26 protein-coding genes and 2 pseudogenes are annotated in these 26,409 nt (G+C 49.9%); 17 read left to right on the top strand and 11 right to left on the bottom strand.

Annotated elements, in window-relative coordinates:
- Positions 1-269: 269 nt before the first annotated feature.
- Genes uidA through uidC form a run of 3 tightly spaced genes read left to right on the top strand, consistent with a single transcriptional unit; the run spans position 270 to position 4,755 of the window.
- Positions 270-2,081, top strand: a complete 1,812-nt coding sequence (gene uidA, locus C4F37_RS09195) for a beta-glucuronidase (protein ID WP_001538788.1) — start codon at positions 270-272, stop codon at positions 2,079-2,081.
- On the top strand, positions 2,078-3,451 hold the full coding sequence (uidB, locus tag C4F37_RS09190; protein WP_001075831.1) for a glucuronide transporter: 1,374 nt from the start codon (positions 2,078-2,080) through the stop codon (positions 3,449-3,451). Before uidA ends, uidB begins: the two co-directional genes overlap by 4 nt.
- 38 nt (positions 3,452-3,489) lie before the next feature.
- On the top strand, positions 3,490-4,755 hold the full coding sequence (gene uidC, locus C4F37_RS09185; protein WP_001538786.1) for a glucuronide uptake porin UidC: 1,266 nt from the start codon (positions 3,490-3,492) through the stop codon (positions 4,753-4,755).
- 44 nt (positions 4,756-4,799) lie between these two features.
- Here the strand turns inward: uidC and C4F37_RS09180 are convergent, their stop codons facing one another.
- Together C4F37_RS09180 and manA are read right to left on the bottom strand one after the other, a co-directional pair.
- Positions 4,800-6,308 (bottom strand): YdgA family protein, encoded by a 1,509-nt coding sequence (locus C4F37_RS09180; protein WP_001043353.1) that lies wholly within the window; start codon positions 6,306-6,308, stop codon positions 4,800-4,802.
- Positions 6,309-6,408: 100 nt separating this feature from the next.
- Positions 6,409-7,584, bottom strand: a complete 1,176-nt coding sequence (gene manA / locus C4F37_RS09175) for a mannose-6-phosphate isomerase (protein WP_001170679.1) — start codon at positions 7,582-7,584, stop codon at positions 6,409-6,411.
- Between the two features lie 198 nt (positions 7,585-7,782).
- Between manA and fumB the strand changes: the two genes are divergently transcribed.
- Together fumB and fumC are read left to right on the top strand one after the other, a co-directional pair.
- The gene (fumB, locus tag C4F37_RS09170; protein WP_000066639.1) at positions 7,783-9,429 is read left to right on the top strand and encodes a class I fumarate hydratase; all 1,647 of its coding nucleotides are present in this window, start codon (positions 7,783-7,785) and stop codon (positions 9,427-9,429) included.
- A 142-nt stretch (positions 9,430-9,571) separates the two neighbouring features.
- Positions 9,572-10,975: a class II fumarate hydratase gene (fumC, locus tag C4F37_RS09165; RefSeq protein ID WP_001538785.1), complete on the top strand. Its 1,404-nt coding sequence runs from the start codon at positions 9,572-9,574 to the stop codon at positions 10,973-10,975.
- On the opposite strand, the gene tus is transcribed toward fumC, so the two are convergent.
- From tus to rstA, 3 genes are all read right to left on the bottom strand, one after another.
- Positions 10,972-11,901 (bottom strand): DNA replication terminus site-binding protein, encoded by a 930-nt coding sequence (tus, locus tag C4F37_RS09160; protein ID WP_001538784.1) that lies wholly within the window; start codon positions 11,899-11,901, stop codon positions 10,972-10,974. The genes fumC and tus overlap by 4 nt on opposite strands.
- A gap of 75 nt (positions 11,902-11,976) precedes the next feature.
- The gene (gene rstB / locus C4F37_RS09155) at positions 11,977-13,278 is read right to left on the bottom strand and encodes a two-component system sensor histidine kinase RstB (RefSeq protein ID WP_001538783.1); all 1,302 of its coding nucleotides are present in this window, start codon (positions 13,276-13,278) and stop codon (positions 11,977-11,979) included.
- 3 nt (positions 13,279-13,281) lie between these two features.
- A complete protein-coding gene (gene rstA, locus C4F37_RS09150) occupies positions 13,282-14,001 on the bottom strand; it encodes a two-component system response regulator RstA (RefSeq protein ID WP_001298660.1) in 720 nt (239 codons plus the stop codon).
- Between the two features lie 128 nt (positions 14,002-14,129).
- Here rstA and C4F37_RS09145 point away from each other — a divergent pair, with 128 nt between their 5' ends.
- Complete coding sequence (locus C4F37_RS09145; protein WP_000524861.1) at positions 14,130-14,465, top strand: GlpM family protein; 336 nt, start codon at positions 14,130-14,132, stop codon at positions 14,463-14,465.
- On the opposite strand, the gene folM is transcribed toward C4F37_RS09145, so the two are convergent.
- The 3 genes from folM to ydgH form a co-directional block, all read right to left on the bottom strand.
- A complete protein-coding gene (folM, locus tag C4F37_RS09140) occupies positions 14,462-15,184 on the bottom strand; it encodes a dihydromonapterin reductase (protein WP_000520815.1) in 723 nt (240 codons plus the stop codon). The genes C4F37_RS09145 and folM overlap by 4 nt on opposite strands.
- A gap of 36 nt (positions 15,185-15,220) precedes the next feature.
- Positions 15,221-16,603, bottom strand: coding sequence for an amino acid permease (locus tag C4F37_RS09135; RefSeq protein ID WP_000412374.1), 1,383 nt, complete (start codon positions 16,601-16,603; stop codon positions 15,221-15,223).
- A 185-nt stretch (positions 16,604-16,788) separates the two neighbouring features.
- The gene (ydgH, locus tag C4F37_RS09125) at positions 16,789-17,733 is read right to left on the bottom strand and encodes a DUF1471 family protein YdgH (protein ID WP_000769318.1); all 945 of its coding nucleotides are present in this window, start codon (positions 17,731-17,733) and stop codon (positions 16,789-16,791) included.
- A 523-nt stretch (positions 17,734-18,256) separates the two neighbouring features.
- Here ydgH and pntA point away from each other — a divergent pair.
- Together pntA and pntB are read left to right on the top strand one after the other, a co-directional pair.
- A complete protein-coding gene (gene pntA, locus C4F37_RS09120) occupies positions 18,257-19,789 on the top strand; it encodes a Re/Si-specific NAD(P)(+) transhydrogenase subunit alpha (RefSeq protein ID WP_001298661.1) in 1,533 nt (510 codons plus the stop codon).
- Positions 19,790-19,799: 10 nt separating this feature from the next.
- Positions 19,800-21,188 carry a Re/Si-specific NAD(P)(+) transhydrogenase subunit beta gene (gene pntB, locus C4F37_RS09115; RefSeq protein WP_000014036.1) on the top strand — a complete coding sequence of 463 codons (1,389 nt, stop codon included), beginning with the start codon at positions 19,800-19,802 and terminating at the stop codon, positions 21,186-21,188.
- A gap of 24 nt (positions 21,189-21,212) precedes the next feature.
- Here the strand turns inward: pntB and tqsA are convergent.
- Positions 21,213-22,118: pseudogene (gene tqsA, locus C4F37_RS09110) on the bottom strand (AI-2 transporter TqsA); the annotation flags it as partial.
- Between the two features lie 6 nt (positions 22,119-22,124).
- On the bottom strand, positions 22,125-22,307 hold the full coding sequence (locus C4F37_RS28245) for a hypothetical protein (RefSeq protein WP_001332680.1): 183 nt from the start codon (positions 22,305-22,307) through the stop codon (positions 22,125-22,127).
- Between C4F37_RS28245 and C4F37_RS09100 the strand changes: the two genes are divergently transcribed.
- The 3 genes and pseudogenes from C4F37_RS09100 to C4F37_RS27795 all read left to right on the top strand — a co-directional run.
- A complete protein-coding gene (locus tag C4F37_RS09100) occupies positions 22,295-23,524 on the top strand; it encodes a tyrosine-type recombinase/integrase (protein WP_032153848.1) in 1,230 nt (409 codons plus the stop codon). The two genes, C4F37_RS28245 and C4F37_RS09100, sit on opposite strands and share 13 nt — an antisense overlap.
- Before the next feature lie 365 nt (positions 23,525-23,889).
- A complete protein-coding gene (locus C4F37_RS09095) occupies positions 23,890-24,078 on the top strand; it encodes a helix-turn-helix transcriptional regulator (protein WP_000953272.1) in 189 nt (62 codons plus the stop codon).
- 57 nt (positions 24,079-24,135) lie between these two features.
- Positions 24,136-24,583, top strand: a pseudogene (locus tag C4F37_RS27795) (host cell division inhibitor Icd-like protein); the annotation flags it as partial.
- Here the strand turns inward: C4F37_RS27795 and C4F37_RS27790 are convergent.
- Positions 24,579-24,758, bottom strand: a complete 180-nt coding sequence (locus tag C4F37_RS27790; RefSeq protein WP_000201461.1) for a YlcI/YnfO family protein — start codon at positions 24,756-24,758, stop codon at positions 24,579-24,581. The pseudogene C4F37_RS27795 and the gene C4F37_RS27790 overlap by 5 nt on opposite strands.
- Here C4F37_RS27790 and C4F37_RS28240 point away from each other — a divergent pair.
- From C4F37_RS28240 to C4F37_RS09065, 6 genes are read left to right on the top strand one after another with little or no spacing between them, the layout of a single operon-like run.
- Positions 24,757-25,158 (top strand): host cell division inhibitor Icd-like protein, encoded by a 402-nt coding sequence (locus tag C4F37_RS28240; RefSeq protein WP_001332682.1) that lies wholly within the window; start codon positions 24,757-24,759, stop codon positions 25,156-25,158. The genes C4F37_RS27790 and C4F37_RS28240 overlap by 2 nt on opposite strands.
- Positions 25,155-25,385 (top strand): hypothetical protein, encoded by a 231-nt coding sequence (locus tag C4F37_RS09085; RefSeq protein ID WP_000076671.1) that lies wholly within the window; start codon positions 25,155-25,157, stop codon positions 25,383-25,385. The genes C4F37_RS28240 and C4F37_RS09085 overlap by 4 nt, the downstream gene beginning before the upstream one ends.
- On the top strand, positions 25,375-25,599 hold the full coding sequence (locus tag C4F37_RS09080) for a hypothetical protein (RefSeq protein WP_000336139.1): 225 nt from the start codon (positions 25,375-25,377) through the stop codon (positions 25,597-25,599). The genes C4F37_RS09085 and C4F37_RS09080 overlap by 11 nt, the downstream gene beginning before the upstream one ends.
- Complete coding sequence (locus C4F37_RS09075; RefSeq protein WP_000551751.1) at positions 25,592-25,957, top strand: hypothetical protein; 366 nt, start codon at positions 25,592-25,594, stop codon at positions 25,955-25,957. Before C4F37_RS09080 ends, C4F37_RS09075 begins: the two co-directional genes overlap by 8 nt.
- Positions 25,950-26,183, top strand: coding sequence for a hypothetical protein (locus tag C4F37_RS09070; protein ID WP_001204078.1), 234 nt, complete (start codon positions 25,950-25,952; stop codon positions 26,181-26,183). Before C4F37_RS09075 ends, C4F37_RS09070 begins: the two co-directional genes overlap by 8 nt.
- A complete protein-coding gene (locus tag C4F37_RS09065) occupies positions 26,176-26,409 on the top strand; it encodes a hypothetical protein (RefSeq protein WP_001204964.1) in 234 nt (77 codons plus the stop codon). The genes C4F37_RS09070 and C4F37_RS09065 overlap by 8 nt, the downstream gene beginning before the upstream one ends.

Below are 26,409 nucleotides of genomic sequence, written 5' to 3'. Positions count from 1 at the left end.
TATATCATGAGGGTTTATCGTTCCCAATATGTTCGAACGAACGTTCGATTGCTTATTTTGTGGCTTCTGTCAACGCTGTTTTAAAGATTAATGCGATCAATATCACGCTGTGGGTATTGCAGTTTTTGGTTTTTTGATCGCGGTGTCAGTTCTTTTTATTTCCATTTCTCTTCCATGGGTTTCTCACAGATAACTGTGTGCAACACAGAATTGGTTAACTAATCAGATTAAAGGTTGACCAGTATTTTTATCTTAATGAGGAGTCCCTTATGTTACGTCCTGTAGAAACCCCAACCCGTGAAATCAAAAAACTCGACGGCCTGTGGGCATTCAGTCTGGATCGCGAAAACTGTGGAATTGATCAGCGTTGGTGGGAAAGCGCGTTACAAGAAAGCCGGGCAATTGCTGTGCCAGGCAGTTTTAACGATCAGTTCGCCGATGCAGATATTCGTAATCATGTGGGCAACGTCTGGTATCAGCGCGAAGTCTTTATACCGAAAGGTTGGGCGGGCCAGCGTATTGTACTGCGTTTCGATGCGGTCACTCATTACGGCAAAGTGTGGGTAAATAATCAGGAAGTGATGGAGCATCAGGGCGGCTATACGCCATTTGAAGCCGATGTCACTCCGTATGTTATTGCCGGGAAAAGTGTACGTATCACTGTTTGTGTGAACAACGAACTGAACTGGCAGACTATCCCGCCGGGAATGGTGATTACCGACGAAAACGGCAAGAAAAAGCAGTCTTACTTTCATGATTTCTTTAACTACGCCGGGATCCATCGCAGCGTAATGCTCTACACCACGCCGAATACCTGGGTGGACGATATCACCGTGGTGACGCATGTCGCGCAAGACTGTAACCACGCATCTGTTGACTGGCAGGTGGTGGCAAATGGTGATGTCAGCGTTGAACTGCGTGATGCGGATCAACAGGTGGTTGCAACTGGACAAGGCACCAGCGGGACTTTGCAAGTAGTGAATCCGCACCTCTGGCAACCGGGTGAAGGTTATCTCTATGAACTGTGCGTCACAGCCAAAAGCCAGACAGAGTGTGATATCTACCTGCTGCGCGTCGGTATCCGGTCAGTGGCAGTGAAGGGCGAACAGTTCCTGATCAACCACAAACCGTTCTACTTTACTGGCTTTGGTCGTCATGAAGATGCGGATTTGCGCGGCAAAGGATTCGATAACGTGCTGATGGTGCACGATCACGCATTAATGGACTGGATTGGGGCCAACTCCTACCGTACCTCGCATTACCCTTACGCTGAAGAGATGCTCGACTGGGCAGATGAACATGGCATCGTGGTGATTGATGAAACTGCAGCTGTCGGCTTTAACCTCTCTTTAGGCATTGGTTTCGAAGCGGGCAACAAGCCGAAAGAACTGTACAGCGAAGAGGCAGTCAACGGGGAAACCCAGCAGGCGCACTTACAGGCGATTAAAGAGCTGATTGCGCGTGACAAAAACCACCCAAGCGTGGTGATGTGGAGTATTGCCAACGAACCGGATACCCGTCCGCAAGGTGCACGGGAATATTTCGCGCCACTGGCGGAAGCAACGCGTAAACTCGACCCGACGCGTCCGATCACCTGCGTCAATGTAATGTTCTGCGACGCTCACACCGATACCATCAGCGATCTCTTTGATGTGCTGTGCCTGAACCGTTATTACGGTTGGTATGTCCAAAGCGGCGATTTGGAAACGGCAGAGAAGGTTCTGGAAAAAGAACTTCTGGCCTGGCAGGAGAAACTGCATCAGCCGATTATCATCACCGAATACGGTGTGGATACGTTAGCCGGCCTGCACTCAATGTACACCGACATGTGGAGTGAAGAGTATCAGTGTGCATGGCTGGATATGTATCACCGCGTCTTTGATCGCGTCAGCGCTGTCGTCGGTGAGCAGGTATGGAATTTCGCCGATTTTGCGACCTCGCAAGGCATATTGCGCGTTGGCGGTAACAAGAAAGGGATCTTCACTCGCGACCGCAAACCGAAGTCTGCGGCTTTTCTGCTGCAAAAACGCTGGACCGGCATGAACTTCGGTGAAAAACCGCAGCAGGGAGGCAAACAATGAATCAACAACTCTCCTGGCGCGCCATCGTCGGCTACAGCCTCGGTGACGTCGCCAATAACTTCGCCTTCGCAATGGGGGCGCTCTTCCTGTTGAGTTACTACACCGACGTCGCTGGCGTCGGTGCCGCTGCGGCGGGCACCATGCTGTTACTGGTGCGGGTATTCGATGCCTTCGCCGATGTCTTTGCCGGACGAGTGGTGGACAGTGTGAATACCCGATGGGGAAAATTCCGCCCGTTTTTACTCTTCGGTACTGCGCCGTTAATGATCTTCAGCGTGCTGGTATTCTGGGTGCCGACCGACTGGAGCCATAGCAGCAAAGTTGTGTATGCATATTTGACCTACATGGGACTCGGGCTTTGCTACAGCCTGGTGAATATTCCTTATGGTTCACTTGCTACCGCGATGACCCAACAACCACAATCCCGCGCCCGTCTGGGCGCGGCTCGCGGGATTGCCGCTTCATTGACCTTTGTCTGCCTGGCATTTCTGATAGGACCGAGCATTAAGAACTCCAGCCCGGAAGAGATGGTGTCGGTATATCATTTCTGGACAATTGTGCTGGCGATTGCCGGAATGGTGCTTTACTTCATCTGCTTCAAATCGACGCGTGAGAATGTGGTACGTATCGTGGCGCAGCCGTCATTGAAGATCAGTCTGCAAACCCTGAAACGGAATCGCCCGCTGTTTATGTTGTGCATCGGTGCGCTGTGTGTGCTGATTTCGACCTTCGCGGTCAGCGCCTCGTCGTTGTTCTACGTGCGCTATGTGTTAAATGATACCGGGCTGTTCACTGTGCTGGTACTGGTGCAAAACCTGGTCGGTACTGTGGCATCGGCACCGCTGGTGCCGGGGATGGTCGCGAGGATCGGTAAAAAGAATACCTTCCTGATTGGCGCTTTGCTGGGAACCTGCGGTTATCTGCTGTTCTTCTGGGTTTCCGTCTGGTCACTGCCGGTGGCGTTGGTTGCGTTGGCCATCGCATCAATTGGCCAGGGCGTTACCATGACCGTGATGTGGGCACTGGAAGCTGATACCGTAGAATACGGTGAATACCTGACCGGCGTGCGAATTGAAGGGCTCACCTATTCACTATTCTCATTTACCCGTAAATGCGGTCAGGCAATCGGAGGTTCAATTCCTGCCTTTATTTTGGGATTAAGCGGATATATCGCCAATCAGGCGCAAACGCCGGAAGTTATTATGGGCATCCGCACATCAATTGCCTTAGTACCTTGCGGATTTATGCTACTGGCATTCGTCATTATCTGGTTTTATCCACTCACGGATAAAAAATTCAAAGAAATCGTTGTTGAAATTGATAATCGTAAAAAAGTGCAGCAGCAATTAATCAACGATATCACTAGTTAATATTCAATAAAAATAATCAGAACATCAAAGGTGCAACTATGAGAAAAATAGTGGCCATGGCCGTTATTTGCCTGACGGCTGCCTCTGGCCTTACCTCTGCTTACGCGGCGCAACTGGCTGACGATGAAGCGGGACTACGCATCAGACTGAAAAACGAATTGCGCAGGGCTGATAAGCCCAGTGCTGGCACGGGAAGAGATATTTACGCATGGGTACAGGGAGGATTGCTCGATTTCAATAGTGGTTATTATTCCAATATTATTGGCGTTGAAGGCGGGGCGTATTATGTTTATAAATTAGGTGCTCGTGCTGATATGAGTACCCGGTGGTATCTTGATGGTGATAAAAGTTTTGGCTTTGCCCTGGGGGCAGTAAAAATAAAACCCAGTGAAAATAGCCTGCTAAAATTAGGTCGCTTCGGGACGGATTATAGTTATGGTAGCTTACCTTATCGTATTCCGTTAATGGCTGGCAGTTCGCAACGTACATTACGGACTGTTTCTGAAGGAGCATTAGGTTATTGGGCTTTAACGCCAAATATTGATCTGTGGGGAATGTGGCGTTCACGAGTATTTTTATGGACCGATTCAACAACCGGTATTCGTGATGAAGGTGTTTATAACAGCCAGACGGGAAAATACGATAAACATCGCGCACGTTCTTTTTTAGCCGCCAGTTGGCATGATGATACCAGTCGCTATTCTCTGGGGGCATCGGTACAGAAAGATGTTTCCAATCAGATACAAAGTATTCTCGAGAAAAGCATACCGCTTGACCCGAATTATACGTTGAAAGGGGAGTTGCTCGGCTTTTACGCGCAACTTGAAGGTTTAAGTCGTAATACCAGCCAGCCCAATGAAACGGCGTTGGTTAGTGGACAATTGACCTGGAATGCGCCGTGGGGAAGCGTATTTGGCAGTGGTGGTTATTTGCGCCATGCAATGAATGGTGCCGTGGTGGACACCGACATTGGCTATCCCTTTTCATTAAGTCTTGATCGTAACCGTGAAGGAATGCAGTCCTGGCAATTGGGCGTCAATTATCGTTTAACTCCGCAATTTACGCTGACATTTGCACCGATTGTGACTCGCGGCTATGAATCCAGTAAACGAGATGTGCGGATTGAAGGCGCGGGTATCTTAGGTGGTATGAACTATCGGGTCAGCGAAGGGCCGTTACAAGGGATGAATTTCTTTCTTGCTGCCGATAAAGGGCGGGAAAAGCGCGATGGCAGTGCGCTGGGCGATCGCCTGAATTACTGGGATGTGAAAATGAGTATTCAGTATGACTTTATGCTGAAGTAAGAAAAAACGCCGGAGAGAAAAATCTCCGGCGTTTTGGCTGTGAATTACTGCTGCGGAATAGCGGGTACAGCCGGAACGTTTAATGCCGGCATCGCAAACATACCCACGAAATCTTCCAGTGGCATTTTCTGCCCGTTTAACGTTATCTGACCGTTAGCATATTGCAGGCTGGTGGTGATGGTATTGTCCTGCAAGGTGGTCAGACGGAACATCTGCCCCATTGCTGATGCACCTTCAACTTGCTGTTTCGCCAGTTTTTTCGCTTGATCTTCCTGATAACCTTCCAGCTTCGCTACCTGAGTCATTAACTCAGTTGCCATATCCACCGGAATGGTCAGTTTCGCATCCAGAGATTTAACCGACCGGTCCACTTCCTGCGCCAGCGTTTGCGGCGCTTCTTTAGTCGTTGCCGGATCTTTCAGGAACAGCGACAGATTCAGCGCACTTTCACCCTGACTGTTTTTCCAGCTTAGCGGCGCGATAGTAATCACCGGATCGCCTTTCAGCATCAGCGGCAGAGCGCTAAAGAAGGCTTCCGTCACTTTCTCCTGATAAAGTTCGGGATTGTTGGCAATTTCTGGCTGTGCCAGCAGCGCCTGAGTTTGCGCGTTATATTGCTGGCTAAACTGATGCCAGGCTTCGCCATCAATTTGGCCGACTTTTAAAGTCAGCTTGCCACTGCCCAGATCCTGATTCTGTACCTTCAGGCTGTTTAGCGAGTAATCCAGTTGGCTATTGACCGTTTTACCGTCATTGACCAGATCCGATTTACCGCTGATCTCCATGCCTTCCAGCAGTGCCAGTTCTTTGCCCTCCACTGAAATGGTCATTTTTTCCAGCGACAGTTTTTGGTTTCCTACGCGCTCACCAAAACTTGCCAGCGTGCTGGAACCGTCGGTTTTCAGATTATTAAAGGTTAACTGCACTTTCTGGTTGTATTCGTTAACCGCGTCTATCCGACCACTTTGCGCCTCCCCGGAAAGGGAGATAGCTTTGCCGTCTCTGTCTGCATTTAACTGGAACTCGCCGCCGCTAAATGCGACTTTTTCATCCTTTTGCTCGTAATTCAGTGGCTTGAGCGAAATGTCGGAACTGGAATCTCCGCTGTAACCAATGCGGGAGTTAATCTCAAAAGGCGTTTCACCTTTTGCCATATCAAACAGTGGTTTGCTTACTTCGTTATTAACCAGCGTGGTTTGAATTGATGCCATCGATGGGATCAGGTTCAGTTTTTTAAGCTGGGCAAGCGGGAAGGGACCATGATCAACCGATTCGTTGAAGATGACGCTCTGACCGCTTTTAATCCACGGATTTTCTTTCCCGGCAATGGGTTTTACCAACAGTTGCAGCTGACTGCTGAATACGCCGCGATGATAGTTTTGATAACTCACTTCCAGGTTGGATTCAGGAGCGGTCAGTTTGAGTTGCGCGTTCGCCTGCGCGACCATGTCTTCGAGATGGGTTTCAATCTTCTTGCCTGTATACCATGCGCCGCCTGTCCAGACTACGCCTAGCGCAACAATGACGCCTACCGCTACCAGCGATTTATTCATAATGATTATCCATAAAATGAAATCAGGCGGACTGGCCGCCTGAAGGTGTTATAAGCCTTTAATAAGCTTAGCAAGAGATGTTAATTTTTTCAGTAAGCTCTTACAGCTTGTTGTAAACACGCGCTAAACGGCCGTGGCCTTTGACAGTCACCGGTGATTCGTTGGCGGCAATAAACGCTGATTCACCCGGTTTAAGCTGTAACTGCTGAGAACCTTTACACAGCGTTGCATCGCCTTCGACGCAGAACAAAATGGCGGCACTCTGCTGGCTGATGGTGGTTTCTTTATCACTAAGGTCATGCAGCGAGAAGGCAAAATCATCAACAGGAATCGGGAAGTCCAGTTCTGCACCTTGTTTCACCGGCTGGGTCAACAACTGGTTAGCCGGTTTGGCTTCGAACTTCACATTGGCAACCAGTTCCGGAATATCAATATATTTAGGCGTCAGACCCGCACGCAGCACGTTATCGGAGTTCGCCATCACTTCCAGCGCCACGCCTTGCAGGTAAGCGTGCGGCGTTTCAGCGAACAGGAACATCGCTTCGCCAGGATTCAATTTCACCACATTCAGCAACAGCGGGGAGAACAGACCGCTGTCATCCGGGTAAAATTCAGAAATTAAACGAATCGTTTGCCACGGTTCACCCTGCTGGCTGTCAAGGGCCGATTTTAAAATCGCCAGCGCGCGGGATTTTTCTTCCCCCTGCATATTCAGCAGGCTGGCGAACAGTTCGCTTAAACGTTCGGCATCAGGCTGTTGTAAAAAGTGAGCAATCGCCGGATGTGCACCTGCGACTGGCTGGAGTAGGGAGACAATCTCGGAAAATTCACGAAACGCGTTCATCGCAAGGAAAGGCGTCAGCGCAAAAACCAGCTCCGGCTTGTGGTTAGGATCTTTATAGTTACGCTCGGCGGCATCCATCGGAATACCTGCGGCATTTTCTTTGGCAAAACCGATTTCAGAATTGCGTTTGTTTGGATGAACCTGAATGGAGAGCGGCTGTGCTGCGCATAATACTTTGAACAGGAAAGGCAGTTCGCCAAAGCGTTTGGCAACGGCCTCTCCGAGCAGAGTCGATTTATCACTCTCAATCACATCACGCAGTGAAACGATATCTCCGGCGGCATTCTGCACTCGTGAACTGCTTTTTGGATGTGCGCCCATCCACAGCTCGGCCATCGGCTGGCTGGACGGATTTTCCATACCATAAAGTTCAGTCAACGCCGTTTTGCTGCCCCAGGCATAGTTTTGCACTGAGTTAATGAGTTTTTGCATGATCAATCCCTGTTTTAATGTGGAAATTAATCCCGCTATTAAAGCAAGAATCCTACGGGAAGTAACCTGGAGCCGCAAAAAGTCGTACTAGTCTCAGTTTTTGTTAAAAAAGTGTGTAGGATATTGTTACTCGCTTTTAACAGGGCAACGGAACACCCGCCCAGAGCATAACCAAACCAGGCAGTAAGTGAGAGAACAATGTCAAACAAACCCTTTCATTATCAGGCTCCTTTTCCACTCAAAAAAGATGATACTGAGTATTACCTGCTAACCAGCGAACACGTTAGCGTATCTGAATTTGAAGGGCAGGAGATTTTGAAAGTCGCACCCGAAGCGTTAACTTTGTTGGCGCGTCAGGCGTTTCATGATGCGTCATTTATGCTGCGTCCGGCTCACCAACAACAGGTGGCCGACATTCTGCGTGACCCGGAAGCCAGCGAAAATGATAAATATGTGGCGCTGCAATTCCTGCGCAACTCCGATATCGCGGCGAAAGGCGTTCTGCCAACCTGTCAGGATACCGGCACCGCGATTATTGTTGGTAAAAAAGGGCAGCGTGTATGGACCGGTGGCGGTGATGAAGCGGCGCTGGCACGCGGTGTCTATAACACTTATATCGAAGATAATCTGCGCTACTCGCAAAACGCGCCGCTGGATATGTATAAAGAGGTGAATACCGGCACCAACTTGCCAGCGCAGATCGATCTTTATGCCGTTGATGGCGACGAGTACAAATTCCTCTGTATCGCCAAAGGTGGCGGTTCGGCAAACAAGACGTATCTCTATCAGGAAACCAAAGCGTTACTGACGCCGGGAAAACTGAAAAATTACCTGGTTGAGAAGATGCGCACGCTGGGTACGGCGGCCTGTCCTCCGTATCATATTGCGTTCGTTATTGGTGGAACTTCTGCAGAAACGAATCTTAAAACGGTGAAACTCGCTTCCGCTAAGTACTATGATGAACTGCCAACGGAAGGGAATGAGCACGGTCAGGCGTTCCGCGATGTGGAACTGGAAAAAGAATTGCTGATCGAAGCGCAAAATCTTGGTCTGGGTGCGCAGTTTGGTGGTAAATACTTCGCTCATGACATCCGCGTGATTCGCCTGCCACGTCACGGCGCATCCTGCCCGGTCGGTATGGGCGTCTCCTGTTCTGCTGACCGTAATATCAAAGCGAAGATCAACCGTCAGGGGATCTGGATCGAAAAACTGGAACATAATCCAGGCAAATATATCCCGGAAGAGCTGCGCAAAGCAGGAGAAGGCGAAGCGGTGCGCGTTGACCTTAACCGTCCGATGAAAGAGATCCTCGCACAGTTGTCGCAGTATCCCGTTTCTACACGCTTATCGCTTAACGGCACGATTATCGTCGGTCGTGATATTGCTCACGCCAAACTGAAAGAGCGGATGGATAACGGTGAAGGGCTGCCGCAGTATATTAAAGATCATCCGATTTACTACGCGGGTCCGGCCAAAACGCCGGAAGGTTATGCCTCCGGTTCTCTTGGCCCAACGACCGCTGGCCGGATGGATTCTTATGTCGATCAATTGCAAGCGCAGGGCGGAAGTATGATCATGCTGGCGAAAGGTAATCGCAGCCAGCAGGTGACGGATGCTTGTAAAAAACACGGCGGCTTCTACCTCGGCAGTATCGGTGGTCCGGCAGCTGTATTGGCGCAGGGAAGTATTAAGAGCCTGGAATGTGTTGAATATCCGGAACTGGGAATGGAAGCCATCTGGAAAATTGAAGTGGAAGATTTCCCGGCGTTTATCCTTGTGGATGATAAAGGGAATGACTTCTTCCAGCAGATACAACTCACACAATGCACCCGCTGTGTGAAATAAACAGAGCCGCCCTTCGGGGCGGTTTTTTTACATGGCACGAAAGACCAAACGTTTGTTATCAAATGGTAAATAATGAGTGAGCTAAAAGTTGCTTAGCGAAAGCAAAACAGAAAGAAAAAATTAATCAGGTGAGGAGCAGGCCATGAATACAGTACGCAGCGAAAAAGATTCGATGGGAGCGATTGATGTCCCGGCAGATAAGCTGTGGGGCGCACAAACTCAACGCTCGCTGGAGCATTTCCGCATTTCGACGGAGAAAATGCCCACCTCACTGATTCATGCGCTGGCGCTAACCAAGCGCGCAGCGTCAAAAGTTAATGAAGATTTAGGCTTGTTGTCTGAAGAGAAAGCGAGCGCCATTCGGCAGGCGGCGGATGAAGTACTGGCAGGACAGCATGACGACGAATTCCCGCTGGCTATCTGGCAGACCGGCTCCGGCACGCAAAGTAACATGAACATGAATGAAGTGCTGGCTAACCGGGCCAGTGAATTACTCGGCGGCGTGCGCGGGATGGAACGTAAAGTTCACCCTAACGACGACGTGAACAAAAGCCAAAGTTCCAACGATGTCTTTCCGACGGCGATGCACGTTGCGGCACTACTGGCGCTGCGCAAGCAACTCATTCCACAACTTAAAACCCTGACCCAGACGCTGAGTGAAAAATCCCGCGCATTTGCCGATATCGTCAAAATCGGTCGTACCCACTTGCAGGACGCGACGCCGTTAACGCTGGGGCAGGAGATTTCCGGCTGGGTAGCGATGCTGGAGCATAATCTCAAACATATCGAATACAGCCTGCCTCACGTAGCGGAACTGGCTCTGGGCGGTACAGCGGTGGGTACTGGACTAAATACCCATCCGGAATATGCGCGTCGCGTAGCAGATGAACTGGCAGTCATTACCTGTGCACCGTTTGTTACCGCACCGAACAAATTTGAAGCGCTGGCGACCTGTGATGCCCTGGTTCAGGCGCACGGCGCATTGAAAGGGTTGGCTGCGTCACTGATGAAAATTGCCAATGATGTCCGCTGGCTGGCCTCTGGCCCGCGCTGCGGAATTGGTGAAATCTCAATCCCGGAAAATGAGCCGGGCAGCTCAATCATGCCGGGGAAAGTGAACCCGACACAGTGTGAAGCATTAACCATGCTCTGCTGTCAGGTGATGGGGAACGACGTGGCGATCAACATGGGTGGCGCTTCCGGTAACTTTGAACTGAACGTCTTCCGTCCGATGGTGATCCATAACTTCCTGCAATCGGTGCGCTTGCTGGCAGATGGCATGGAAAGTTTCAACAAACACTGCGCAGTGGGCATTGAACCGAATCGTGAGCGAATCAATCAATTACTCAATGAATCGCTGATGCTGGTGACTGCGCTTAACACCCACATTGGTTATGACAAAGCCGCCGAGATCGCCAAAAAAGCGCATAAAGAAGGGCTGACCTTAAAAGCTGCGGCCCTTGCGCTGGGGTATCTTAGCGAAGCCGAGTTTGACCGCTGGGTACGGCCAGAACAGATGGTCGGCAGTATGAAAGCCGGGGGTTAATCTGCAACATACAGGTGCAGCCGTGGAATGATCAAACGAAGCGGCTGCGCCTGTGGTTTATAACGGTGCTGCACATTGTCGGCATCGTAATTTAACAACTCACCAACGTCCGGCACGCCCGCGCCATTATCCCTATTAATCAGTGCAATCAGCGGCGTAGGGCAGGCGTGTTGTACTTGTTTTTGATCTCCTTTGTACCAGACGCGGGCAATCGGCTGCACCTTCACCGGACGTTTGATTTTTAACTTCGCGTTCTGTGGCAGGGCAGCGATATCCTGATATTCTCGCTCCAGTTTTCTTTGCCACTCCTCGCGCGTCCACGGTGCGACACTGCGTGGTGATTTCAGGCTTTTTTCCAGCTGTGCCAGGACTTCATCACGATGCAAATTTTTAATGATATGTTTATTAGCCCAGCCAAAACGTAAAGTGGCGGGGTCGTGCAGAACGGTGAGCGTGCGGTAAGCATTAAGGGTAATCAGCCCCGGCAAATGACGATGCACCCATTCAAAACGTGCCGCGGAGGGGAGTTCTGATTCAACCGTGACGATATGCTCGAACGTGGTCTTGAGTTTATTGATGTGCTGAATATGACTGACTAACGCTGCTTGCGAAAAGTTATCGACCTGGTAACACAACACGCCAGGCAGACGGACAGCGGCCTTGCTGCTGCGATTTTCGGACTGTTGTTGAATAAATAAATGGCGAAAATGACGCAACGCCAGCGATTGCGCGTCGTTGCCGAGATGTTGTTTTATCTCAATACGATTAAGCGGATTATGCTCATCCTCTTTTTTTACCTCCGGCAAAGAGAACACGCGGGCAACCAATAGCTTGTGTTGCTCAAGATGAGCGGCAAATGCAGCCAGCTCTTGTTCCATCTGGCGAAAAGTAGTGTTGAGTCGGTCTACGAGATCGTAACGCGCCATAATATTAACCACTTTAGTTACAACATCCTTATTTTATAGCACAATGGTGATGACTTGACCACCGTGCGCATAGTGTCAGGCAGAGGTAAATTGCGGGATGTTATGCCATAACGGCCAGCTGAACGAGAAGCGGGCACCACCCAGTTCGCTGGTGTCACAATTAACCGTACCGCCCATTGCCAGTGCTATAGAGTGGACAATGGCCAGCCCCAGCCCGCAGCCGCCGGTTGAGCGATCCCGGCTGGGATCGAGGCGAACAAAAGGTTCAAAGATATGTTCGCGGTTTTCTGGGGCAATCCCTGGGCCATCATCCTCAACAATTAATGTCGCTCTATTCCCCGACAGTAGCAGGCTGATTTCAACCGTTGAGTGACAGTAGCGCAGGGCGTTATTGAGCAAATTATCCAGCACGCGCTCCATTAAGCGCATATCCAACGCCGCATAATGGCCTTGCGCGAGCGTTTTTATCCGTACCGTTTTATCGGGCGTTACTGCCTGAATATCTGCCAGATGCGTTGACAGCCACAACGGCAGGTCTGGTTCGCTAAGATGAAGCTCATTTTGTGGGCGGTCGAGTCGGGCATAAGTCAGCAGCTCTTCAATTAAAGCTTCAAGTTGACTGATATCGCGATTCAACGCCTGGGATTCGGCGGCGCTCAGGTTATCGCTCATCTCCAGTCGATAACGCAGGCGCACTAACGGTGTTCGCAGTTCGTGAGCGATACCGTCAATAAGCTGTTTTTTGCTGGCAATCAAGGCGTTGATATTGTCCGCCATCTGGTTAAATGCGACGCCAAGTCGTTCAAAGCTCGAACCTTCATCAAAGTGGATACGCTCACTGAGATGCCCATCGCCAAATCGTTGCGCCGCTGCTTCCAGTTTTAACATATCCTGCCAGTGCGGACGCATCCAGATAAACACCGGAAAGGCGAGGGAAATGGCAATAAAAGCGATCAGGGCGATATCCAGCAATCGCATCTGATGGAGGTAATAAAGATAAGGAACAGGACCAACTGCCAGCACGTAGTGGCTGCGCGGGATACGTTGCAAAAAAGTGTACTGATCGTCCAGAGCGACAATTTCGCCGCCACGCAGCCGGTGCATGGAAATATCATCAAGATGATATTTACTCAGCGGCTCGACACGCAGATCGAAAGAGAGATTTAAATCCATCTCTTTCAGCGTTTTACCCCAGTCGTGTGGGGGGATCTCACGCAATTCGCTGCGCATCAGATACAGCGAACTGTTCATCAAATCATCCAGCGACTGTTTGCCTGCGCGTTCGGCGGTAAATTTGTACACCAGCCCGACCAGCAGAGACATCACAAGGAAGCAGACAAACAATAACAGGTAAAACTGGATAAACAGTTTTTTCATCGCTTATTCCCACGCATGAGGCGCAAAAAGATAGCCTTTGTTACGCACGGTTTTAATACGATAAGGTTCTGCGGCGTTATCGAGCAGTTTTTTTCTTAACCGCGAAATAGCCACGTCCACGCTACGATCCAGTCCGTCATAACTGACGCCGCGTAAATTTTTCAGCAATGCATCGCGGTCCATGATTTGCCCGGCATGGGTAGCTAATTCCCACAATAATTCGAAATCAGCTGTCGAGAGCGAGATTTCAGTGTTAGCCAGGGTGACTACGCGGTTGATGGGATCGATGGTCAACGTGCCGAAATGCAGGGCTTTGTAGGGAGTCAGAGACGTTTCCTGAATACCTTTGGTCACTGTGGCTTGCTCATTCTGACGCAAATGCAAACGTAAACGCGCTAGCAAAACAGCAGGGGGCGTCGTTTTGAGAATATAGTCGCAGGCACCCATTTCCAGTGCCAGGATGTGGTTCATATCGCTATCGAGAGAGGTTAGAAGAACAATCGGTCCGGACCACTTTGCGCGTAAATCACGACAAATGGTCATGCCGTCCTTGCCTGGTAGCATGATGTCGAGTAACACCAAATCCGGATTTTCTCGCAGAATAGTTTCTTCGGCCCGGTCGCCGCGCGGCTCTACGGTAACCTGCATATCATGTTTTGCCAGGTATGCGGCAATCAGTGCACCGACTTCCGCATCATCTTCCACAAATACGATAGTGTTCATAACATTCACGGTAGATATAAAAACGTCACAATACACCGCACTGTTTTTACTTACTATCAATCGTTTCTAAACAAGGTTTCATCAGGTATTCTACTAATGACTTGTTATGGAAGTGTTAAGGTAAAAAGATGGGGCTGGTAATCAAAGCCGCGCTCGGTGCGCTGGTAGTGCTGTTGATTGGTGTTTTAGCAAAAACGAAAAATTATTATATCGCCGGGCTGATTCCACTTTTCCCGACCTTTGCGCTTATCGCGCATTATATTGTTGCCAGCGAACGCGGCATTGAAGCCTTACGCGCAACCATCATTTTTAGTATGTGGTCGATTATTCCCTATTTTGTTTACCTGGCGTCCCTATGGTATTTCACCGGAATGATGCGCTTGCCCGCTGCTTTTGTTGGCTCTGTTGCGTGCTGGGGAATAAGCGCATGGGTGTTGATTATATGCTGGATTAAGCTGCATTAACGCAGATGACGACCGCCATCAAGTGGGAGACTGCGTCCGGTGACAAAGCAGCTGGTAAGTAAGTAATCGACCAGGTCGATCACTTCTTTCTCGCCAGGCGCGGTTTTCATCAGTGATTTATTCAGCGCCTGTTGTCGATATTCGGCATCATCATGTTCATTAAACAGGATCAGCGATGGCGCAATAGAATTCACTTTCACTTCCGGTGCCAGCTTGCGGGCAAACGAGCGGGTCATATTATCCAGTGCCGCTTTGCTTGCAGCATAGGCAATATGTTTGTCGCTACCGCGCTCCACCACATAATCGGTAAAGTGAATGATATCGCTGGCGGCGTGTCCGTGCCCACGCAGTAATCTTTCCAGAGCATGGTTGAGCAGGTATGGGGTATTAACGTGGATCTGCATCATGCAAGCCAGTACGTCGGTCAGTGGCGCTCCCGGTTTTTCCGCCATCCACGCGCTGGCGTTATGCAAAATAGCACGCAGACCATGGGTGCTTTTTAGTACTTCATCGGCAAACGCCATCACACCGTCGTTGGTCGAAAAATCAGCCTGAATACACTGCGCACCTGCCTTAATCAGTCCATCAATGGTGGGATAGTGCGTCCGATAGCTGACAATCACCGGTTGCTTTTGATTAATGAAATGCCATGCGAGGGCGAGGCCGATGCGGCGACCTCCGCCAGTAATTAATATTGGCAAGGACTGGGTTTTACCCATCGTTATCTCCTTTGCTATCCAACGATGGGATGAACGTTATCCCACCAGCATCCAGGTCGCCGGAACTGAGGCAATTAACAGCATGCCAATCAGCACCATTTCCTGACGGTTCAGTACATTATCATGTGTATGCGTTTTACGCGCGTACAGGAAAACCAGTAGCCCCGGCGCATACAGAACAACGGATAACAGCAAGTGCATTGGACCAGAGGCGTACAGTAACCATAAGCCATAAATGCAGGCACCGACACCTACCGCCTTATGCAGTGGACGGGTTGCGATTTTCAGCAAGAACGCGCCGACCAGGAAATAGGGCACCAGAATCATTTCTGAGGCGATGGTCAGCAATGTGTTGTAATCGGAACCGGTCAGCCAGATGAGCACCAGACAAATTTGCACGCAGATGTTGGTCAGCCACAGTGAAGCGGATGGCGCAGCTTGTGCGTTCTGGCGTGCAAAAATGCGCGGGAATGCTTTATGAGTGGCTGCAAGGAACGGAACTTCTGCTGCCATGATGGTCCAGCTTAAGTACGCGCCGCAAACGGAAACGATCAAACCGGCAGCGATGATGATTTCGCCCCACGGTCCCATCATTTCCACCATCAGACCGGCCATTGACGGGTTACGAATTTCAGCCAGTTCAGGACGTGCCACCACGCCCAGCGAAAGCAGCGTTACCAGCAAATAAACGCCCAGAGCGGAGAGAACCGCCAGCAGTGTCGCTTTGCCAACATCACGCTTATTACGCGCACGCGCAGAAACAACCACGGCACCTTCCACACCAATGAAAACCCACAGGGTGATCAGCATGGTGTTTTTCACCTGTTCCCACACGGGTACGCCAAGTGCAAGTCCGGTGAAGTCGAGCTTGAAGGTATCCAGTTTGAACATCATTATCGCCAGCACAACAAACAGACCCAACGGCAACAATTTTGCCAGTGTCGCCACAAGGTTAATGCTGGCAGCGGTTTGCACCCCGCGCAGGATCAAAAAGTGAACAATCCACAATAAAGCCGATGCACCGACGATCGATTGCCAGGTATTACCATCGCCAAACAGGCGCAATTCCGGCGTGTCCGTAAAAAAGCTTAACGCGGAAAAAACGATCACCAGATAGGAGACGTTGGCGATGACCGCGCACAGCCAGTATCCCCATGCGGAACAAAAGCCGATTAGCTCGCCAAACCCTTCGCGGGCATAGGTAAAGATACCGCCGTCAAGTTCGGGGCGAATGCGCGTGAGGATCAGCATGGCAAAGGCCAGCAATAAAATGCCAGCGCCAGTAATACCCCAGCCGATGAGCAGTGCTGCCGGGCTGGCAACTGCCGCCATATTTTGCGGCAGACTGAAAACACCCGCGCCCAGCATTGAGCTTAATACCAGCGCGGTGAGTGCGCTCAGTCCCAGTTTCTTTTCCATCGATATCCAGTGATTAAAACGTGACAAGAAGAATAAATATTAGGGCAAAACGCATAAAAATGGAGTTTGCCACTGAAGCGCGGGATTTTACGAAGAGATGTGTCTGCATGCAATGGTCGCAGGGAAATTTATGACTAAAAATGCGAAAGGCGGCATCAAGCCGCCTTATAGGAGTAACTGAATAGTTATTTATACAGATCTGCGCTGACGGTCAGGTTATTACCACGTTCCTGCCACTGGCGGGTGATGTGGTAATACTTAGCACCTTTCTTCGCGGCACGTTTCGCAACCTGATAGGAGACTTCGGTCATGTTGCCGTAGTTGCCAGAGAATTTGATGCTGTCGAACGGGACCATCATCGCTGCTGTCGCTTTGTTCAGTTCTTCGACTTTAGTGCCATCCGGGAGCGTGACGGTGTAACGCCCGCCTTTTGATGACTGGGTTTCAAAGAAGCGACCGACTTCAGAACTTGGTGATGCGGTAGTCGCAACACCCGGGATCTCAACTTTCTTCGCGGCTTCGCCACCGGCAGCCAGAGCTGCACGTCCTGCTTCGGAATCTGCCGGGATTACATCCGGGCTCTGGATGATACGTTTCTTAGCATCTTTTTTATAGATGAATGCAGTAATACGCTGGTTACCGCCCTGGTTGGCATCGATTTGACGAACAATGTAGAAAGAGTAGGCACCTTTCGCTTTTGCCGCTTTGGTGATGGCATCATTGACTTCTGGCTGGCTACGATAGAAGCCCTGGACGGTGACCGTGTCAAACGGTTCAATCAGAACAGCCTGATCTTTCGGCAGTTCGACAACACCGTTAATTACGCGATTACTTGTTTCTTCTGCTTTTTCAGCATCGGCTTTATAGAGGTCAGCGACCACACGCCAGTTACCGCTGTTACCAAAATCAGAAGTGTCGACAACATAAAAAGAGGCGGCACCTTCTTTATCTGCGCGACGAGAAACGGCTTTCACCGCTTCGCCAATAGCATTAAAACGACCGGTAACCACTACACGGTCAAAAGGTTTAACCGCTGCCGCTTGCTCCGGTGTCAGTTCTGTTGCTGCGTTAACGGAGAATGCCGTAGCAGAAAGCAGTGCCGACGCCAGGAGGGTGTTCTTAAGCTTCATAAAAATAATCCTTCGCCTTGCGCAAACCAGGTACTGGTATTGTTATTAACGAGAAACGTGGCTGATTATTGCATTTAAACGGTGTAACTGTCTGCGTCATTTTTCATATCACATTCCTTAAACCAATTTTAATTCTGCTCAAATGACCGTCTATGCTTAAAAAACAGCCGTATCACCATCAATACTACTGAAGCAACTGAATTGTATAAGTTAATTTAATGTTAAGTAGTGATTTGTGCCGGGGCGATGTCTCGTTTTACCCGGCCGCCGAAGACAATTATCAGTCTTTATCCGGCGTTCTAAGGTGTTTATCCCACTATCACGGCTGAATCGTTAATATTTTGCGAGTTCACGCCGAAATACTGATTTTTGGCGCTAGATCACAGGCATAATTTTCAGTACGTTATAGGGCGTTTGTTACTAATTTATTTTAACGGAGTAACATTTAGCTCGTACATGAGCGGCTTGTGTGGCTCCTGACACAGGCAAACCATCATCAATAAAACCGATGGAAGGGAATATCATGCGAATTGGCATACCAAGAGAACGGTTAACCAATGAAACCCGTGTTGCAGCAACACCAAAAACAGTGGAACAGCTGCTGAAACTGGGTTTTACCGTCGCGGTAGAGAGCGGCGCGGGTCAACTGGCAAGTTTTGACGATAAAGCGTTTGTGCAAGCGGGCGCTGAAATTGTAGAAGGGAATAGCGTCTGGCAGTCAGAGATCATTCTGAAGGTCAATGCGCCGTTAGATGATGAAATTGCGTTACTGAATCCTGGGACAACGTTGGTGAGTTTTATCTGGCCTGCGCAGAATCCGGAATTAATGCAAAAACTTGCGGAACGTAACGTGACCGTGATGGCGATGGACTCTGTGCCGCGTATCTCACGCGCACAATCGCTGGACGCACTAAGCTCGATGGCGAATATCGCCGGTTATCGCGCCATTGTTGAAGCTGCACATGAATTTGGGCGCTTCTTTACCGGACAAATCACTGCGGCCGGGAAAGTGCCACCGGCAAAAGTGATGGTGATTGGTGCCGGTGTCGCAGGTCTGGCCGCCATTGGCGCAGCAAACAGTCTCGGCGCGATTGTGCGTGCATTCGACACCCGCCCGGAAGTGAAAGAACAAGTTCAAAGTATGGGCGCAGAATTCCTCGAGCTGGATTTTAAAGAGGAAGCGGGCAGCGGCGATGGCTATGCCAAAGTGATGTCGGACGCGTTCATCAAAGCGGAAATGGAACTCTTTGCCGCCCAGGCAAAAGAGGTCGATATCATTGTCACCACCGCGCTTATTCCAGGCAAACCAGCGCCGAAGCTAATTACCCGTGAAATGGTTGACTCCATGAAGGCGGGCAGTGTGATTGTCGACCTGGCAGCCCAAAACGGCGGCAACTGTGAATACACCGTGCCGGGTGAAATCTTCACTACGGAAAATGGTGTCAAAGTAATTGGTTACACCGATCTTCCGGGCCGTCTGCCGACGCAATCCTCACAGCTTTACGGCACTAACCTCGTTAATCTGCTGAAACTGTTGTGCAAAGAGAAAGACGGCAACATCACTGTGGATTTTGATGATGTGGTGATTCGTGGCGTGACCGTGATCCGTGCGGGCGAAATTACCTGGCCGGCACCGCCGATTCAGGTATCAGCTCAGCCGCAGGCGGCACAAAAAGCGGCACCGGAAGTGAAAACTGAGGAAAAATGTGCCTGCTCACCGTGGCGTAAATACGCGTTGATGGCGTTGGCAATCATCCTTTTCGGCTGGATGGCAAGCGTTGCGCCAAAAGAGTTCCTTGGACACTTCACTGTGTTCGCGCTGGCCTGCGTTGTCGGTTATTACGTGGTGTGGAATGTATCGCACGCGCTGCATACACCGTTGATGTCGGTCACCAACGCGATTTCAGGGATTATTGTTGTCGGAGCACTGTTGCAGATTGGCCAGGGCGGCTGGGTTAGCTTCCTTAGTTTTATCGCGGTGCTTATAGCCAGCATTAATATTTTCGGTGGCTTCACCGTGACTCAGCGCATGCTGAAAATGTTCCGCAAAAATTAAGGGGTAACATATGTCTGGAGGATTAGTTACAGCTGCATACATTGTTGCCGCGATCCTGTTTATCTTCAGTCTGGCCGGGCTTTCGAAACATGAAACGTCTCGCCAGGGTAACAATTTCGGTATCGCCGGTATGGCGATTGCGTTAATCGCAACCATTTTTGGACCGGATACGGGTAATGTTGGCTGGATCTTGCTGGCGATGGTTATTGGTGGGGCAATTGGTATCCGTCTGGCGAAGAAAGTTGAAATGACCGAAATGCCAGAACTGGTGGCGATCCTGCATAGCTTCGTGGGTCTGGCGGCAGTGCTGGTTGGTTTTAACAGCTATCTGCATCATGACGCGGGAATGGCACCGATTCTGGTCAATATTCACCTGACGGAAGTGTTCCTCGGTATCTTCATCGGGGCGGTAACGTTTACGGGGTCGGTGGTGGCGTTCGGCAAACTGTGTGGCAAGATTTCGTCTAAACCGTTGATGCTGCCAAACCGTCACAAAATGAACCTGGCGGCTCTGGTCGTTTCCTTCCTGTTGCTGATTGTATTTGTTCGCACGGACAGCGTCGGCCTGCAAGTGCTGGCATTGCTGATAATGACCGCCATTGCGCTGGTATTCGGCTGGCATTTAGTCGCCTCCATCGGTGGTGCAGATATGCCAGTGGTGGTGTCGATGCTGAACTCGTACTCCGGCTGGGCGGCTGCGGCTGCGGGCTTTATGCTTAGCAACGACCTGCTGATTGTGACCGGTGCGCTGGTCGGTTCTTCGGGCGCTATCCTTTCTTACATTATGTGTAAGGCGATGAACCGTTCCTTTATCAGCGTTATTGCGGGTGGTTTCGGCACCGACGGCTCTTCTACTGGTGATGATCAGGAAGTGGGCGAGCACCGCGAAATCACCGCAGAAGAGACAGCGGAACTGCTGAAAAACTCCCATTCAGTGATCATTACTCCGGGGTACGGCATGGCAGTCGCGCAGGCGCAATATCCTGTCGCTGAAATTACCGAGAAACTGCGCGCTCGTGGTATCAACGTGCGTTTCGGTATCCACCCGGTTGCGGGGCGTTTGCCTGGACATATGAACGTATTGCTGGCTGAAGCAAAAGTACCGTATGACATCGTGCTGGAAATGGACGAGATCAACGATGACTTTGCTGATACCGATACCGTACTGGTGATTGGTGCTAACGATACGGTTAACCCGGCGGCGCAGGATGATCCGAAGAGTCCGATTGCTGGTATGCCTGTGCTGGAAGTGTGGAAAGCGCAGAACGTGATTGTCTTTAAACGTTCGATGAACACTGGCTATGCTGGTGTGCAAAACCCGCTGTTCTTCAAGGAAAACACCCACATGCTGTTTGGTGACGCCAAAGCCAGCGTGGATGCAATCCTGAAAGCTCTGTAACCCTGACGGCCTCTGCGGAGGCCGTCACTCTTTATTGAGATCGCTTAACAGAACGGCGATGCTTTGACCTCCCGCTGTTTGTTCAAGCGCAATTTTGACAATAATTGTCAACGGCACGGAAAGCAGCATACCCACCGGTCCTAACAACCATCCCCAAAAAATCAACTACAAAAATACCACCAATGTGGAAAGCCCCAGCCCACGTCCCATGATGCGCGGCTCCAGAATATTGCCGAAGACCAGATTAATCAGCAGATATCCCGCCAGCACCAGCAACGCTTCGTAGAAGCCATTAAACACCAGTACCTGAGCGATAGGGGGGATTGCCGCGAGAACTGAACCAATATTCGGGATGTAATTAAGCGCAAAGGCCAGCAATCCCCAGACAAAAGCGAAGCGAACATCGAGTGCGGCGAGCATCGCCCAGGCGACCAGGCCGGTGATGATGCTGATGGCTGTTTTCAGCACCAGATAATGAGACACACTGTCAATCGCACGCTGAATCGCCGCCATCCCTTCAACCGGACGCGCCATCATTTGCTGAAATTTTCCGGGCAATTGTGGCACTTCGAGCAACATAAACAGCACCGTCAGCAGCAATAAAAATATTGATGACATGGCATTAGATAACTGCGTCAATAAGTTGGTGAGCAACGTCATCGCCGCGTTCGGATCAATGTAATGCGCCAGCTGGTCAACTGAGACATCAATCCCTACGCGTTGCAACAACGGTTCAATCGCTTGCAGCGGCGTCATAATAGAGTTGCGATATTGCGGTAACGTCCGCGTCAACTCATTGAGCGCGGAACCCAGATAAGCTAACAGCAACACCATCGCCATCACGATGATGGTCATCAAAATTGACACTGCCAGTACACGCGGCACACGCCAGCGGACCATGTGTTGCACCAGCGGGTTAAGAATAACAGCATTTTATCATTTAGTGTTTTTTGCTGTTTCATAATGTTTCAGGCTGTGCATTATGTTTTTGATTATCAACAGATTTGTGATTTTCCTTGTTCCAGCTTGTTTCACGTTGTAGCCCTTTGTGCAACGATCGGTGTAGTCACTGGTGTAGTCACTTTTTCGTAAAGAGGGGGTAAAACGTGAGCAGAGCAATGAACAAACTGAGCGATACCTTGCTAAGGAAACTTCATGGTAAGCCAGCGGAGAAAAACACGTTTTATAGTGATGGCGGAAACCTGAGCGTGAAATATTTAACATCAGGGAAATTGACCTGGTATTTCACATACAGGGCCGGAACGGGAAGGGAGACACGACCCGAACGCATTAAGCTGGGAAGTTATCCTGATCTGAGCCTGAAAGCAGCCAGGGAAAAAGCCGCACAGTGTCGCACATGGCTGGCTGAGGGGAAAAATCCACGTCATGAGATGAATTACACCGTACAGGAAGCGTTAAAGCCCGTAACGGTTGGCGATGCGCTCACCTACTGGCTTGAGTATTACGTAAAGGAAAACCGCGTGGATTATATCGCCCTGAAAAGGCGACTTAATAATCACGTAATACAGCAGATTGGTGCTATGCCGCTGGATAAATGCGAGCTACGGCACTGGCTGGCCTGTTTTGACCAGGTGGCAAAGCGAACGCCTGTTACTGCCGGATTCGTGCTACAGGCGTGCAAACAGGCGCTTAAGTTCTGCCGTAGGCGGCGCTATGCAATCAGCAACGTTCTGGACGATCTGAACGTTGCGGACGTTGGGAAAAAACCGGATATAAGCGAACGTGTCTTAAGTAACAAAGAACTTGGCGAATTATTGCAGGCACTGGACAAAAAAATATTCTCCCCTTACTACGTCGCGTTAATCCGCCTCCTGATTGTCTTCGGAGCCAGAACGGTAGAACTGAGGTTATCGGAGATCGGGGAGTGGGATTTTACGGAAATGCTATGGACCGTTCCGAAGGAGCACAGCAAAACGAAGGTCGCAATATTCCGGCCCATACCGGAAGCGATCCTGCCGTTCGTCACGCAGCTGGTGGAGCAGAACAGGCACACGGGCTTATTGCTGGGGGAAGTGAAACAGGAGGCCAGCGTATCGCAGTATGGAAGATTAGCGTACAGGAGGCTTAATCACCCTCACTGGTCACTGCATGACATCCGGCGCACCTTTACAACCATGCTGAACGATTTAGGCGTTGATCCGCATGTCGTGGAGCAGCTTACAGGCCACCAGATGCCAGGAATGCAGCGAGTTTATAATCATTCCCGTTATCTGGATGCGAAACGCAATGCGCTGGATATGTGGACGGAGCGGTTAGGGATACTGGCGGGAACACATGAAAACGTAACCACGCTACCCGTAGCCAGAAGAAAATAATTTTTTTCGTGTTTTTTCAGTATGCGCATACTGGATATGCGAACAGATACAACGTGCAACAATGAGCAACAATGTGGAACAACTACGAACAAGAGGCGAAAAAGCGTACGGATTTATAAGTAGCTGATTTTTAATGCGTTACTGGTTTTTTGTACACTAGCGAATCACTCTTTAAAGAGCGAGAAAAAAGGCATGGAACAATATTTTATGCCTTTGTATTAACATGAATTTAAAAGATTTTATTCTTACTGTTTCATTTTCTGTAAATCATACATCCTCAGTATTTGCCATTCATCACTCTAGCGGGAACAATACGACACAATAAGACACCTGATGACTCTTTAAGAAACGAAAGGGGGGCAATAGTGTTAAGCACTGATCGGTTTATACGTGAAAAAGAATGCGAAAAACTAACCGGCCTTAGCCGTACGTGTCGCTACCGCCTGGAAAAGGCCGGACAATTCCCATCACGTCGTAAACTTGGCGGTCGTTCCGTTGGCTGGTCTTTATCCGAGGTTCTGGCCTGGAAGGATAGCTGCAAGGCAGTTCATTAATCACGCTGGCGGCACGCAGCCGCCACACATCAATCATCTGAACACAGAGCTATAACCATGAAGATTGAATATACGCCAGAACGTGGGCGGGGATTCGTTCGCCCTGGTGAAACTGAAAAACAACAAAATTGGGGTTTTTCAGGTATAAAAAAAGCGGCCCCGAAATGGAGCCGCCTTTCTGAACAGATAACCCGCTGCGCCGTTTGTGTGTGTGATCCCAAACATAAGCACGGGGATGATAGCCGTTATCAGGCTGGTGGGCAATGCAATCAGTCTGGTTCAGTTCGTTGCCATACCTGCAATGAGCGCTTTTCCCTGTACTCTTTAAGGAATTGCTCAAGGGCAAAAGCACATGGCGCGAATCTTTCTGATTCATGCTCTATCTTTCTGCGCCGTCTTTTCCGTGCCGGTGATAATGTTTTGGTCAATTCTTTATCGGTCATTGTGTTGTCCTGCATAGCAATGCGCCGTAATACCTTACACCACGGCGCTGATGGTGATTACTCTGGTTCTTTGGCCTTGCGCCGCTGGCGATATTCAACTTCTCGTTTTAATGCCGCAGTAACAAATTGCCCCGTACTTTCGCCAGGCATTTTTACCGCCTCAACATTGTTCATAACTTCATGCGGAACCCTTGCCGCAACGGTTTGTGATTTTGCGTTTACCGCTTTTGTCGCCATGTGGTGTACCCCTCATAAAAAACAAATGCAGTATGCAGGAAAAAAAATAAGTGTTCAACACTTGACGTGTTTAACACCTGGGTTTAAATTGGTGTTCAACACCTTGTTGGCGCAAGGTGCAGAAACGACGAAACCCGGCAGTGCGCTAACACTAACCGGGCTTCTAACCACCAACGATAGCGAAAGTATCGAGGTAGCTATGAGAAATCATACCACACACCCGCAAGGGCGGGACTCGCACAACCTGAATAAATACATCTGGCGTTTTATCGCCCTGAGCACGGCACAACCGCGCGTGATTACCATTGAGGCCACCAGCGAACAGGAAGCACGCCAGCAATCTCCGGCTGGCTGCGTGATGGTATTTGCTGCCCGTATTCGTCAGGGGGTAGGCTTATGAGCCAGGAAATCACACTACAACAGGCAGCAGAACGCGCCCACCAAATCGAAGTTATTTGCGCACTGGCAGAGGATTACCCTGGCATGATGACCGACAGCGAATCAGGGGCAATCATCGGCTTACTTAAACGCCTTAGCGGTGAGGTCTGCGTATTCCTGAGCGATGAACAGGAAAGAAGAACGCTTATTTCTAACGAAAAAAAATGCGGAGGGGTACATGTGCAATAAAACCACACCGGACGCAGCCGCCGCCGCGCTCACTACGCTGATGCACGCGCTTATTGATATTTCTGTTATTGCTGACAGGGCGCATAAACACGCAGCCAGAGAATCAGAATGCATCTTCCATTATTTAGCATTTGTGCAGCTAAAAGCCGATCAGGCACTGGATAAGGCCGGAAAAATTATCATGGCTGATGTGCAGGAGGTGCACCATGCATAATCTGTCAATTTCTGACCTTAACAGCATTCAGTTTGATGAGAAATTTACCGGGCAGTTGCTGGTCAATGTGGAGAACGGGCGCATAGTGCGTAATTATCACCTGCCGGATGGTGCAATTGCCGGAAGCGTTGAAGCATTGCTGGAACTGGCGGAACGTGCGCGACTGATTAAGCCGTCAACGAGCCATCACGATGATGATCTGCATTTTACCGGATGTATGGTGAGTCACTACGAAAACGGCGTCGAGGTATCCTGTGAACGGCTGCGTGATGATTGCTGTTTCGGCACACTGCCGGAATTTATCGAGTTGCTGACCAGTTGCGGTTATCAGGTCATTCAGGGGGGTAAACATGCGTGATGATCGTTTTAATTCCCTGAAACAGGAATTTTCCGGCGTTCCTGATGATGCGGCTGATGCGCTTTCGTCAATGCCAGAACTTATTAGAGCGGCTTTTTTCTTACTTTCCACGAGAGAATATAAATCAACGGGGCTTGATGTACTGAATATCGCCGCCGATTATGCGGAATATGTGGCAGAGGCGCGTTATAGAAGAAAATTTCCTGAGGATGTAAGCCATGCGTGATATTTACCACGAAACAATAGACCGCGCATTTCTTGCACTTTCTCACAGTGAAAACATGCTGGAAATATTGCGCATATGGCTTGAAACACTTGGCGACAATGAACGCGACAAACAAAAATCAAGAATTGCCACGGCATTAATAACGCTTCTTGAGCCTGTAATAATGGAACTGCAAGAAATAGATCTATTGCACGACAGATATAAAGAACAGCACACCGGAGAATAA

It is taken from the genome of Escherichia sp. R1 (assembly GCF_003000935.1).
In the GTDB taxonomy this organism is placed as follows: Bacteria; Pseudomonadota; Gammaproteobacteria; order Enterobacterales; family Enterobacteriaceae; genus Escherichia; species Escherichia coli.
Note: the sequence above shows the minus strand (reverse complement) of the source record. Positions and strands in the feature narration are given on the sequence as shown.

Bases quoted from the DNA above. Each gene is read 5' to 3' on its own strand.
- uidA (WP_001538788.1), top strand. From the start codon at position 270: ATGTTACGTCCTGTAGAAACCCCAACCCGTGAAATCAAAAAACTCGAC.
- uidB (WP_001075831.1), top strand. From the start codon at position 2,078: ATGAATCAACAACTCTCCTGGCGCGCCATCGTCGGCTACAGCCTCGGT.
- uidC (WP_001538786.1), top strand. From the start codon at position 3,490: ATGAGAAAAATAGTGGCCATGGCCGTTATTTGCCTGACGGCTGCCTCT.
- C4F37_RS09180 (WP_001043353.1), bottom strand. From the start codon at position 6,308: ATGAATAAATCGCTGGTAGCGGTAGGCGTCATTGTTGCGCTAGGCGTA.
- manA (WP_001170679.1), bottom strand. From the start codon at position 7,584: ATGCAAAAACTCATTAACTCAGTGCAAAACTATGCCTGGGGCAGCAAA.
- fumB (WP_000066639.1), top strand. From the start codon at position 7,783: ATGTCAAACAAACCCTTTCATTATCAGGCTCCTTTTCCACTCAAAAAA.
- fumC (WP_001538785.1), top strand. From the start codon at position 9,572: ATGAATACAGTACGCAGCGAAAAAGATTCGATGGGAGCGATTGATGTC.
- tus (WP_001538784.1), bottom strand. From the start codon at position 11,901: ATGGCGCGTTACGATCTCGTAGACCGACTCAACACTACTTTTCGCCAG.
- rstB (WP_001538783.1), bottom strand. From the start codon at position 13,278: ATGAAAAAACTGTTTATCCAGTTTTACCTGTTATTGTTTGTCTGCTTC.
- rstA (WP_001298660.1), bottom strand. From the start codon at position 14,001: ATGAACACTATCGTATTTGTGGAAGATGATGCGGAAGTCGGTGCACTG.
- C4F37_RS09145 (WP_000524861.1), top strand. From the start codon at position 14,130: ATGGGGCTGGTAATCAAAGCCGCGCTCGGTGCGCTGGTAGTGCTGTTG.
- folM (WP_000520815.1), bottom strand. From the start codon at position 15,184: ATGGGTAAAACCCAGTCCTTGCCAATATTAATTACTGGCGGAGGTCGC.
- C4F37_RS09135 (WP_000412374.1), bottom strand. From the start codon at position 16,603: ATGGAAAAGAAACTGGGACTGAGCGCACTCACCGCGCTGGTATTAAGC.
- ydgH (WP_000769318.1), bottom strand. From the start codon at position 17,733: ATGAAGCTTAAGAACACCCTCCTGGCGTCGGCACTGCTTTCTGCTACG.
- pntA (WP_001298661.1), top strand. From the start codon at position 18,257: ATGCGAATTGGCATACCAAGAGAACGGTTAACCAATGAAACCCGTGTT.
- pntB (WP_000014036.1), top strand. From the start codon at position 19,800: ATGTCTGGAGGATTAGTTACAGCTGCATACATTGTTGCCGCGATCCTG.
- C4F37_RS28240 (WP_001332682.1), top strand. From the start codon at position 24,757: ATGTGGTGTACCCCTCATAAAAAACAAATGCAGTATGCAGGAAAAAAA.
- C4F37_RS27790 (WP_000201461.1), bottom strand. From the start codon at position 24,758: ATGGCGACAAAAGCGGTAAACGCAAAATCACAAACCGTTGCGGCAAGG.
- C4F37_RS09085 (WP_000076671.1), top strand. From the start codon at position 25,155: ATGAGCCAGGAAATCACACTACAACAGGCAGCAGAACGCGCCCACCAA.
- C4F37_RS09080 (WP_000336139.1), top strand. From the start codon at position 25,375: ATGTGCAATAAAACCACACCGGACGCAGCCGCCGCCGCGCTCACTACG.
- C4F37_RS09075 (WP_000551751.1), top strand. From the start codon at position 25,592: ATGCATAATCTGTCAATTTCTGACCTTAACAGCATTCAGTTTGATGAG.
- C4F37_RS09070 (WP_001204078.1), top strand. From the start codon at position 25,950: ATGCGTGATGATCGTTTTAATTCCCTGAAACAGGAATTTTCCGGCGTT.
- C4F37_RS09065 (WP_001204964.1), top strand. From the start codon at position 26,176: ATGCGTGATATTTACCACGAAACAATAGACCGCGCATTTCTTGCACTT.